Below are 10,169 nucleotides of genomic sequence, written 5' to 3'. Positions count from 1 at the left end.
CATTCCGAACCCGGAAGCTAAGCCTGCCAGCGCCGATGGTACTGCACTCGACAGGGTGTGGGAGAGTAGGACACCGCCGGAACATCCTTTCACGATAGGGGACCCAGACTCTGGGTCCCCTATCGTCGTTTGAGCACCTGATGGAGCTTCGGCGAAGCCGCCGTGCCCGCGCCCCACCGTTGGTACGTGATTGAATCTGTGGGCAATATCGACTTTTCGAAACAGAAAGGGAGCACCGTGCCGGAACAAAACGACGATCGGAAGCCCTTCCGGCGCGGCGCTCCCGATTCCGGGTCCGGCCGGCGAGGCGACAGCCAGGACGCGGGCCGCCGCAGTGGGGGATCCAACCGTCGAGGTGACTCCGGGGAACGCGGCGGCTACGGCCGCCGCGGTGATTCGGGCGGTTACGGTGCACGAGAGGGTTCGTCCGACCGGGGCGGGTTCCAGCGCCGAGACAATTCCGGCGGGTCCGATCGTCGCGGGGACAGCGGAGGTTACGACAAGCGCGGCGGCGAGCGCGGCGGATTCGGACGCAGGGACTCCGGCGACCGGCCCGGTGACACCGGTGGTTTTCGTCGCGGTGGTGACGCGCCGCCCAGGCGCGGGAGTTTCCAGCGCCGGGACGAGCCCACGGGCCGTGGCGCCGCCGGTCGAGGCGGTCCGGGCGACCGCGGTGGCTCCAAGCGGTACGAGGATTCCGGTGAGCGCGGTGGCTTCAAACGCCGGAGTGATTCCGAAGAGCGGCGCGATGAATCGCGGGGTGGCTTCCGCCCTGGCGGTGATTCGGGTAGTCGCGGCGGGTTCCGTCGTGGTGATTCCCCGCGCGGTGGATCCGACCGTCGCCGTGACGATTTCGGCGATCGAGGTGATGCCCGCCGCGGCGAAACGGGCGAGCGGGGTGCGTTCAAGCGGCGTGGCGACTTCGAGGATCGCGGCGACGCCGGACGGCGTAGTGAGTCCGGTTTCCAGCGCCGTGACGACGATCGCCGTCGCCAGGGACCGGACCGGGAAAGTCGGCGCGACGTGGGCCGCGAGGCATCGGCACCGCGTGGTGAGGCGCCGCAGGAACGCCGCCGGGGCGGCGAAGGCGCTCGTGTCGGGGGAGGCCGTTCGCTCGACCGCCGCCCGCCGCGGCCGGAAGAACCCGATCTGCCGGAAGAGGTGCAAGCGACCGATCTCGACCCCGCCGTGCGGCGGGATCTGCTCAGCTTGGACAAAGGCAATGCGGAGACGGTCGCCCGGCACCTGGTGATGGCCGTGCGGCTGCTCGATGACGATCCCGGGCTCGCTCTCGCGCATGCCAGGGCTGCACGGCAGCGTGCCGGGCGGATCGCGGTCGTGCGCGAGACCGCGGGAGTGGTGGCCTACCACGCCGGTGAATGGGCGGAGGCCTTGTCGGAGTTGCGTACCGCGCGCCGGATGTCCGGTGGCTCGGGACTGCTCGCGGTCATGGCCGACTGCGAGCGCGGCCTGGGGCGTCCCGAGCGCGCGATCGAGCTCGGTCGCAGTGACGAGGCGCGCGCCCTGCGCGGAGACGATGCCGCCGAACTGCGCATCGTCGTGGCAGGCGCGCGCATGGACCTGGGCCAGTACGACCAGGCCGTCGTGACCCTGCAGACCTCTGATCTGGACCCGTCTCGGACCGGCTCGGCCGCGGCCCGCCTCTTCTACGCCTACGCCGACGCCCTGGTCGCCGCCGGACGAACCGACGAGGGCCTCACCTGGTTCCTGAACGCCGCCTCCGCAGATTTGGACGCGGAGACGGACGCCGAAGAACGCGCCGCCGAACTCACGGGCGACACCGACATCTGAACCTGCGATCGCAGCCACGGAGGCGGGCTACCCTCGGCGGCCGGTCATGGCGGAGTTGCCGAGCATACAGGCCGACCTCGTGGATTACGGGCAACCGGAGGCGCTGTGGTGTCCGGAAGGTGTGTTGCCCATGCTGTGCCGGTCCCGCGTGGTCGTCGCCGGGACTCGGCCCGGTCGAGGCGGATCGTGGGCCGTCCGAATGCGCCCTCTGTCGGACGCGGCGACCGTTCCTGCGGCGAGTCCGGCGACGAGCAGCGCGGATGCCTTCTTCTTCGACTTTTCCCGGCTGCCTCTGGTCGCCGGGCCGCGACGACCCGCTCCCCCTGCCGCGATCGTCACCGGAAGAACACTGCGCATGCGGACCTCAATCGTTCGGGGTGTGCAGCCTGTCGGCATCGCGCTGAGGCGATTTCGACTGCATGTCCTCACCCCCGTGTCCGGGTCGCTCCCGGTGGTACCGAGTCCGGAGCGAATTGCCCGGCGGACGCGGGCGTATCGAGGACGAGGCCGCTGGTCGGAAACCGCCGCCGGGGTATGTGATCCGACGTCACGGGAGTGGCTGACGCCACGTCTTTCCGGTCCGCTCGCTGGCGTAGTGTCGGTGTCTCGGACTCGGCGGACGGCGGGTCCGGCGGTGATGCGTCGGCACGGCGCCGATCGGTGACACGGAGTGAGAGTGGTGTGAAGCGACTACGAGAGCGCTACCGAGCCCTGCTGCTGGATCTGGACGGCACGTTGTATCGCGGTCACGCGGTGATCGAAGGGGCGCCGGAAGCGCTGGCGGCGGACGGGCAGGCGGACCAGCGGCTGGTGTACGTCACGAACAACGCCAGCCGCGGACCGCAGGTGGTGGCCGCGCATCTGTCCGAACTCGGCTTTCCCGCATCCACCGACGACGTGGTGACCAGCGCCCAGGCAGCGGCGCGGTTGTTGGCCGAGCGGCTCGACCCGGGTGCGCACGTGCTGGTGGTCGGCACCGACGACCTGGCCGCCGAGGTGGACGGCGTCGGACTTCGGCCGATCCGGCGCTTCGACGGGGACGCGCCCGCCGCTGTGGTGCAAGGACATTCACCCCACACTTCTTGGCCGGACCTCGCCGAAGCCGCCTACGCCCTGCGCGCGGACGCACTGTGGATCGCGGCCAACACCGACCGGACCCTGCCGAACGAACGCGGCCTCGCGCCCGGTAACGGTGCGATGGTCGCGGCGCTGCGCGCCGCCTCCGATCGGGAGCCGATCGTCGCGGGCAAACCGTATGCGCCGCTGCTGGAGGACGCGCTGGTCCGGGCCGGTTCCCGCTCCGCTCTGGTGGTGGGCGACCGCCTCGACACCGATATCGAGGGCGCCAACCGTGTCGGTCTGGACTCGTTGCTTGTGCTCACCGGTGTCAGCACGCTGGACGAACTCCGGAAAGCCCCGGACGGGCAGATCCCGACATATGTCGCCGACTCGCTCGACGCCCTCAACCACGCGGTCGTTGCCGCCGAGCCGGAAGCCGATCTCGGTGAGATGCTTCAGCGCAACCCGGGGCGAGCTGTGACGGTCCGCGCGTCCGATTCGGAAATCCGATAGCGTTGACGCCACGATGACTACTCCAACGCCTCGTCCGCACGGCCCCGGTACGGGCGCCGGTGCACCGGGTCCCCGCCCAGGGGCTCCACTGCCCGGTCAGCACCTGCCGGGTGCGCAAGGGCGCCCGGAGCCTGCCGACCCGGATCGAATCCGCGGCGAGGTCGACAGCCTGCTCGCCGAACTCGACTTCCCCGGCCGAAGCGGAGTCGCGACCGACAGCGCCGAAGCCGGAGTCGACATCACCCGTCGCGCTCGCATCCTGGAGCAGGCACATGACGTGCTGGTACAGGCCTTGGCCACGGTGGACAAGATCTGAGGTGGCCAGGCGCGCGCGGGTGGACGCGGAACTGGTTCGCCGCGGGTTGGCGAGATCGCGAGAACACGCGGTCGAGCTGATCGGCGCGGGCCGCGTCCTGATAGCTGGAACGGTCGCGGTGAAGCCGGCGACCGCCGTCGAGACGGGCACCCCGCTGGTGGTCCGCGACGAGCCCGACGAGGTGTCGTGGGCCTCGCGCGGTGCGCACAAACTGCTCGGGGCGCTGGAGCGGTTCGAGCAGGACGGGTTGTCCGTAGCGGGTAAGCGCTGTCTGGATGCGGGCGCCTCGACCGGCGGTTTCACCGACGTGCTGCTGGCACGGGAGGCGCGGGAGGTCCTCGCGGTCGACGTCGGCTACGGCCAGCTGGTCTGGCGCCTGCGCAACGACGAGCGGGTCCGGGTGTTCGATCGGACCAACGTGCGCAACCTGACGCCCGAAACCATCGGCGGCACGGTCGAAATGGTGGTGGGCGACCTGTCGTTCATCTCGCTGAGCCTGGTGCTGCCCGCGCTGGCCGCGTGCGCCGCGCCGGGCGCCGACCTGCTGCCCATGGTGAAACCGCAGTTCGAAGTCGGCAAGGAGCGAGTCGGTTCGGGCGGTGTGGTGCGTGATCCCGCGTTGCGCGCCGAGGCGGTGCGCACGGTGGCGGCCGCGGCCGCGGAACTGGGCATGCGTACCGCCGGTGTCGTGGCGAGCCCGCTGCCGGGCCCGTCCGGCAATGTCGAATACTTCTTGTGGTTGCGTAACGACGGGCCGTTCGAATACGACGGTGAGCAGGTCGCCGCGCTGGTCGAGCGTGCGGTTGAGGAGGGTCCACAGTGAACGCGCTGGTCGAGCCCTGCGGCCGGGAGATCTTGCTGGTGTCGCATCCCGGTCGCGCGGAGATCATCGAAACCGCCCACCGGGTGGCGAAGATCTTCGCCGACGCGGGCATCTGCCTGCGTGTACTCGCCGACGAAGCGGACAGCACGCGGTTCGAGTCCGAGCCGGGCGGTTTTCCGGTGCGCGTGGTCGAGCACAGCGCGGAGGCGGCGGTCGGCTGCGAGATGGTGCTCGTGCTCGGCGGCGACGGTACGTTCCTGCGTGCCGCCGAGTTGGCGCGCCCGGCCGGGGTGCCGGTGCTCGGGATCAATCTCGGCCGCATCGGTTTTCTCACCGAGGCCGAGGCCGAGCACTTGGACGAGGCGCTCGCGCAGGTGGTCCGGCGTGACTACACGATCGAGCACCGGATGACCATCGACGTCACCGTGCGGATCGAGGACGAGGTCGTCGACAGCGGATGGGCGCTGAACGAGGCGAGCATCGAGAACGCTTCGCGCATCGGGGTTCTGGAAGTGGTGCTGGAAGTCGACGGGCGCCCGGTCTCGTCGTTCGGCTGTGACGGCATCCTCATCTCCACACCGACCGGATCGACCGCCTACGCCTTCTCCGCGGGCGGCCCGGTGGTGTGGCCGGAACTGGAAGCGTTGCTGGTGATTCCGAGCAATGCCCATGCCCTGTTCGCGCGACCGCTGGTGACCAGCCCGGATTCCCGGATCGCGGTCGAGTCCGTGGCGACCGGACACGATGCGATAGTTTTCCTGGACGGCAGGCGCACGCTCGCACTGCCCAGCGGTGGACGGGTCGAAGCGGTTCGCGGCGCTCGACCGGTGCGCTGGGTGCGGCTGGACTCCGCACCGTTCGCCGACCGGATGGTGCGCAAGTTCCAATTGCCCGTGACAGGCTGGCGTGGCCGACGGCGAACGGAGAGCACAAGTGCTGACAGAGATCAGGATTGACGGGCTTGGCGTCATTTCCACGGCGACCGCGCAGTTCCACGCGGGACTGACCTGCCTGACCGGCGAGACCGGCGCGGGCAAGACGATGGTGGTGACCAGCCTGCATCTGCTCAGCGGTGCGCGCGCGGACGCGGGCCGGGTCCGGCTCGGCGCGTCCCGTGCCGTGGTCGAGGGCCGGTTCACCATCGACGACGTCAACGACGCCGCCCGCGCGGAGGTCGCGCAGGTACTGGAGGCGGCCGCGGCCGAGCAGGACGACGACGGCAGCGTCATCGCGATCCGCACGGTCGGCAGCGACGGTCGCTCGCGTGCGCATCTCGGTGGCCGCGGCGTCCCAGCCTCGGTGCTGGCCGATTTCACCGCCCCCCTGCTGACCGTGCACGGGCAGAACGATCAGCTGCGTTTGCAGCGCCCCGACCAGCAGTTGTCGGCACTGGACCGGTTCGCGGGCGACGCGGTGGGTACGCTGCTGCGGAAATACCAGGTGCTGCGCCGATCGTGGCTCGACGCCCGCACCGAACTGCTCGAACGGACCGCTCGCAGCCGGGAACTGGCGCTCGAGGCCGAGCGACTCGAGCACTCGTTGAACGAAATCGACGCCATCGCGCCGGAACCCGGCGAAGACGTGCGCATCGTCGACGAGGTGCGCAGGCTCAGCGATCTGGACTCGCTGCGGGAGGCGGCGGCCACCGCGCACGGCGCGCTGGCCGGGCCCGCCGACGCGCCCGAGGACGGTTCCGGCGCGCTGGAGGCGCTCGGCGCCGCGCGCGCCCGCATCGAAGCCGCCGACGATCCGGCGCTGGTCGCGCTCGCGCCGCGCCTGGCCGACGCCATCGCCGTGGTGGTCGACGTGACCACCGAGCTGAGCGGGTATCTCTCGGACCTGCCTTCGGACCCGGGTGCGCTGGATTCGCTGCTCACCCGCCAGGCGGAATTGAAGACACTGACCCGGAAGTACGCGCCGGACATCGATGGCGTACTGGCTTGGGCGCAGGAGGCGCGCACCCGGCTCGGCTCGCTGGACGTTTCCGAGGAGGCGCTGGCCAAGCTGGCCGCCGAGGTGGACACCGCCGCGGAGCGGGTGCGGGAGGCGGCGAAGAAGTTGAGTGCCGCGCGGACCAAGGCGGCGGGCAAGCTCGCGACCGCGGTGAGTGCCGAGCTGGGTGGTCTCGCCATGGGCAAGGCGCGTCTGGAGGTCGAGGTGCGGCCGATGCTCGCGGGCGCGCAGGACTCGGCGCCGCTCACTGTCGACGGCAAGGAATTGCACGCGGGGTCCACAGGCGTCGATGAGGCCGAGTTCCGGCTGGCCGCGCATTCGGGCGCGCAGTCGTTGCCGTTGAGCAAGAGCGCGTCCGGCGGTGAGCTGTCCCGGGTGATGCTGGCGCTGGAGGTGGTGCTCGCTGGGTCCGAGCATGGAGCGACGATGGTGTTCGACGAGGTCGACGCGGGCGTCGGCGGGCGAGCCGCGGTGGAGATCGGCCGCAGGCTGGCCCGGCTGGCGCGCACCCACCAGGTGATCGTGGTGACCCATCTGCCGCAGGTGGCGGCGTTCGCCGACACCCACCTGGTGGTCGACAAATCCGACGACGGCAAGGGCACTGTCAACAGTGGCGTCCGTGCGCTCACCAACGACGAGCGGGTGGTGGAACTGGCGCGCATGCTGGCCGGTCTCGACGACACCGAGACCGGCCGGGCACACGCGGAGGAACTGCTGGCGACGGCGCGCGCCGAGAAAGCGGGCGCCGAGGTGGCCACGCGCTGAGCGCGCGGGTCAGCGCACCGCTTTCTGCGCGCCCTTGATGAACTGGCCGATCAGGTTCTTCAAACCGAACTCGAGCACCTTGGCCGGCACCGGAAGCGACGGATCGGACTCCATCGTGTAGGAGACGAGAGTGCCGTTGTCGGCGTCGGCGAAGGTGACGATGCCGACGTGCCGCTTCACCGGCGCGCCCTTGACGATCTTGTACTCCATTCGCTCACCTGGCACGAGCTTGGTGATCTCCTCCGTGACACCGACCGGGCCGAGGCCGATCAGGTGCTGCGCGCCGACGCCCTCCCGCTCGGTCACGCCGGGTTTGACCAGCTTGACCTGCACCGGAACGTAGGGGCTTATGCTCTCGCGGTCGGCGAAGAGCCGGTACACGACCTCACGCGGGGCGGCGATGACGGCGTCGACGGTGGTGCTGGCCATGAATTCTCCTCTTCCAGTTACGTGTGACGGGCAGCATATAGGTACAGCGGGCGCGGCTCGGTGATCGTGTCGTCCGCGTCACAATCGGCGGCGAGCCGTTCGGGTGGCCGGTGTTCCGCGGCGCTGCCGCCGGGGCGCGAAGTGTCCGAGTCGATGCGCTGTGACGACGGGCGTCGAGCGCATAACCGGTCAGATCTACTGGCGATATCCGTGAAATATCTAGTCACGGATGCGGATCTGGCTGCCGGACCCGAGGATGGCCCCGGAGCGATGGGTAGTCCGCTGCGGTCAAAAGGTTGTGTATCAGGGATTTTCGCGTCTGGTGTAGATGTCGAGCGAATCAATGTCCGTAATGTCCGTTTAGTGATCTACTATTGAAGTCAGTAAGTGAACGGCGGGTGCATTCCGCTGAACATGGGAAGCGCCGAGGCAAAGGGGCCATCATGCGCAGTGTTCTTACGGTGACGATCGCGACGGGGGGACCGGGTTGTCGCGGCTCGGCGACCGGAGGTGGTCGGGAAAGGTCGAAGAAGGGCGCATTCGCCCTGCTCGTCGCCGGTCTCGCCGCCGGAACGGTCGCCGCGGCGGGCGGCGCTGCCGCGGAGTCCTTGTCGCGCTCCGACCACTCAGGGCGTTCGGGTTCGCACGGCGACTCGACGGGGTGGCACAAGATCGATCCGTTCGGATACCGGCACTCCGACCCGAATCCGCTGCGACAGAACGAGCATCAGCATGCCCTGCGTGAGTATCACCGGCAGAACATGCCGCGACCCGACGAAAGTGGTGCGAGCGACGGCTCTGGCGAAACGGCCTGGTCTCGCACCCAACGCCCGGACGGCAGTGGCTGGACTGTGTGCCGTCCGCAGGCGAAGTGGTGCTGACCGGTGATCGAGGCGCGAACTCCGCCGCAGCGATGGGCGCGGTGAGTTCTCGCGTGCTGGCGAAGTCGCTCCGCACCAGATCGCTTCCGGTGATGAGTAGCGTGCTATTAGCTATGTACTGGAATCGCACTGTGCCGCGCCGTCAGTGTGACTCGAAGCGGGATTCGCAACTCGATTGCTGATTAGCTCGATCGCGGGGGTTGCCTGATGGTCGACCTTCGGCAGTTTGTGGATAATTCGCTGCCTTACTACACAAATGCAGGGATTACTTCATGAATCGAGTGACGGCGGTGTTGTCGGCGAATGGGATTGCCAGTACATAGCGTGATATCGAATGGGGCTGTGTGAGACGGCGCGCCTCCACCAATGGTTGAGGGTTTGCGGTCATCATCGCTGCATGAAGATGCCGGCGCTGTTGTCGAGAAACACCGAAACGCTTCCTGGTCTGATCGGGACGGCCCGGGTGGATCGCGACACCCGGCGGCTGCTCGGCCGGGTCGGGCCGGGCGACATCGTCGTCCTCGACGAGATGGACCTCGATCGGATGACCGCCGACCGGCTGGTCGAGGCACGCGTCGGCGCGGTGATCAATACCTCGCCGTCCATCTCCGGCCGTTACCCCAACCTGGGCCCCGAGGCGCTCGTGTCCCACGGGATCCTGCTGCTGGACACGGTGAGTTCGGATGCGTTCAAGCGGATCAAAGACGGTGTCAAGGTCCGCGTCGACGGTGGCGTGGTCTACGCCGATCGGCTGATCAAGAAGGAACCCGAGGTGCTAGTCGAAGGCATCGAGCTCACCGGGCCTGCCATTGCGGAGCGGATGATCGAGGCGCGCAACGGTCTGGCCGATCACCTCGAGGCCTTCGCGGGCAACACCATCGAGTTCATCCGGACCGAGAGCGCGCTGCTCATCGACGGGTTCGGCGTCCCGGAACTGGATCTGGTGATGAAGCAACGGCACGTGGTGGTCGTCGCCGACGGACCGGACCACGCGGAGGATCTGCAACGGCTCAAGCCGTTCATCAAGGAATACGCCCCCATCCTGATCGGGGTGGGGCGTGGCGCGGACACTCTGCGCAGGCGTGGATACCGGCCCGACGTCATCGTGGGCGATCCGGAGGAGATCACCACCGCGACGATGAAGTGCGGCGCCGAGGTGATCCTGCCCGCCGACACCGATGGCCACGCCAAGGGCCTCGAACGCATCCAGGACCTCGGCATCGGCGCGACGACCTTCCCGTCTTCCGGTTCGCCCGCCGATCTTGCGCTGCTGCTGGCCGAGCATCACGAAGCCGCGCTGATCGTCACCGCGGGAGCGCCCGCCTCGCTCGACGACTTCTTCGACCGGGGCCGCCGCGACAGCAATCCGGCCACCTTCCTGACTCGGCTCAAGGTGGGCACGAAGCTGATGGACGCCAAGGCGGTGGCCACCTTGTACCGCAACCGCGTGTCCGGAGTCGCCGTCGCGCTGGTGGTGCTCGCCGCGCTGGTCGCGGTGATCGTCGTGTTGCTGGCGTCCAACAGCGGCGGCGACGTCCTGGACTGGGGTGTGGACAACTGGAACCGCTTCGCGCGGTGGGCGCAGGGGCAAGTCGGAGCTCGAGAATTCTGAGGAGAA

The 10,169-nt window shown here is 68.9% G+C and carries 8 protein-coding genes and 1 pseudogene; 8 read left to right on the top strand and 1 reads right to left on the bottom strand.

Translation table 11 applies throughout. The annotated features are described in order from the left end of the window. Positions 1-1,131: 1,131 nt before the first annotated feature. From ABZ824_RS38805 to recN, 6 genes and pseudogenes are all read left to right on the top strand, one after another. Positions 1,132-1,812 (top strand): annotated as a pseudogene (locus tag ABZ824_RS38805) (hypothetical protein); the annotation flags it as partial. Between the two features lie 681 nt (positions 1,813-2,493). Further along, entirely contained in the window at positions 2,494-3,384 is an 891-nt protein-coding gene (locus ABZ824_RS38800; RefSeq protein WP_355080717.1) for an HAD-IIA family hydrolase, read from the top strand. Positions 3,385-3,397: 13 nt separating this feature from the next. Beyond that, entirely contained in the window at positions 3,398-3,700 is a 303-nt protein-coding gene (locus tag ABZ824_RS38795; protein ID WP_355080718.1) for a hypothetical protein, read from the top strand. A 1-nt stretch (position 3,701) separates the two neighbouring features. Beyond that, positions 3,702-4,523: a TlyA family RNA methyltransferase gene (locus ABZ824_RS38790; protein ID WP_356969795.1), complete on the top strand. Its 822-nt coding sequence runs from the start codon at positions 3,702-3,704 to the stop codon at positions 4,521-4,523. Further along, positions 4,520-5,479: an NAD kinase gene (locus ABZ824_RS38785; protein WP_356969793.1), complete on the top strand. Its 960-nt coding sequence runs from the start codon at positions 4,520-4,522 to the stop codon at positions 5,477-5,479. The genes ABZ824_RS38790 and ABZ824_RS38785 overlap by 4 nt, the downstream gene beginning before the upstream one ends. Further along, entirely contained in the window at positions 5,457-7,241 is a 1,785-nt protein-coding gene (gene recN / locus ABZ824_RS38780) for a DNA repair protein RecN (protein WP_356969791.1), read from the top strand. Before ABZ824_RS38785 ends, recN begins: the two co-directional genes overlap by 23 nt. Positions 7,242-7,250: 9 nt before the next feature. On the opposite strand, the gene ABZ824_RS38775 is transcribed toward recN, so the two are convergent. After that, positions 7,251-7,670, bottom strand: a complete 420-nt coding sequence (locus tag ABZ824_RS38775) for an SRPBCC family protein (protein WP_355080725.1) — start codon at positions 7,668-7,670, stop codon at positions 7,251-7,253. A gap of 443 nt (positions 7,671-8,113) precedes the next feature. Between ABZ824_RS38775 and ABZ824_RS38770 the strand changes: the two genes are divergently transcribed. Next, a complete protein-coding gene (locus ABZ824_RS38770; protein ID WP_356969788.1) occupies positions 8,114-8,551 on the top strand; it encodes a hypothetical protein in 438 nt (145 codons plus the stop codon). 397 nt (positions 8,552-8,948) lie between these two features. Then, positions 8,949-10,163 (top strand): putative cytokinetic ring protein SteA, encoded by a 1,215-nt coding sequence (gene steA, locus ABZ824_RS38765; protein ID WP_355080727.1) that lies wholly within the window; start codon positions 8,949-8,951, stop codon positions 10,161-10,163. Positions 10,164-10,169: the final 6 nt, after the last annotated feature.

The sequence above is a fragment of the Nocardia sp. NPDC047038 genome (genome assembly GCF_040644075.1).
Lineage (GTDB): Bacteria > Actinomycetota > Actinomycetes > Mycobacteriales > Mycobacteriaceae > Nocardia > Nocardia sichangensis.
The sequence above is the reverse complement of the archived record's forward strand: the minus strand, read 5'-3'. Positions and strand labels throughout refer to the sequence as shown.

What these genes read in the sequence shown, in the direction of transcription:
- ABZ824_RS38770 (WP_356969788.1), top strand. Translation starts at nt 8,114, where the DNA reads ATGCGCAGTGTTCTTACGGTGACGATCGCGACGGGGGGACCGGGTTGT.
- ABZ824_RS38775 (WP_355080725.1), bottom strand. Translation starts at nt 7,670, where the DNA reads ATGGCCAGCACCACCGTCGACGCCGTCATCGCCGCCCCGCGTGAGGTC.
- steA (WP_355080727.1), top strand. Translation starts at nt 8,949, where the DNA reads ATGAAGATGCCGGCGCTGTTGTCGAGAAACACCGAAACGCTTCCTGGT.
- ABZ824_RS38795 (WP_355080718.1), top strand. Translation starts at nt 3,398, where the DNA reads ATGACTACTCCAACGCCTCGTCCGCACGGCCCCGGTACGGGCGCCGGT.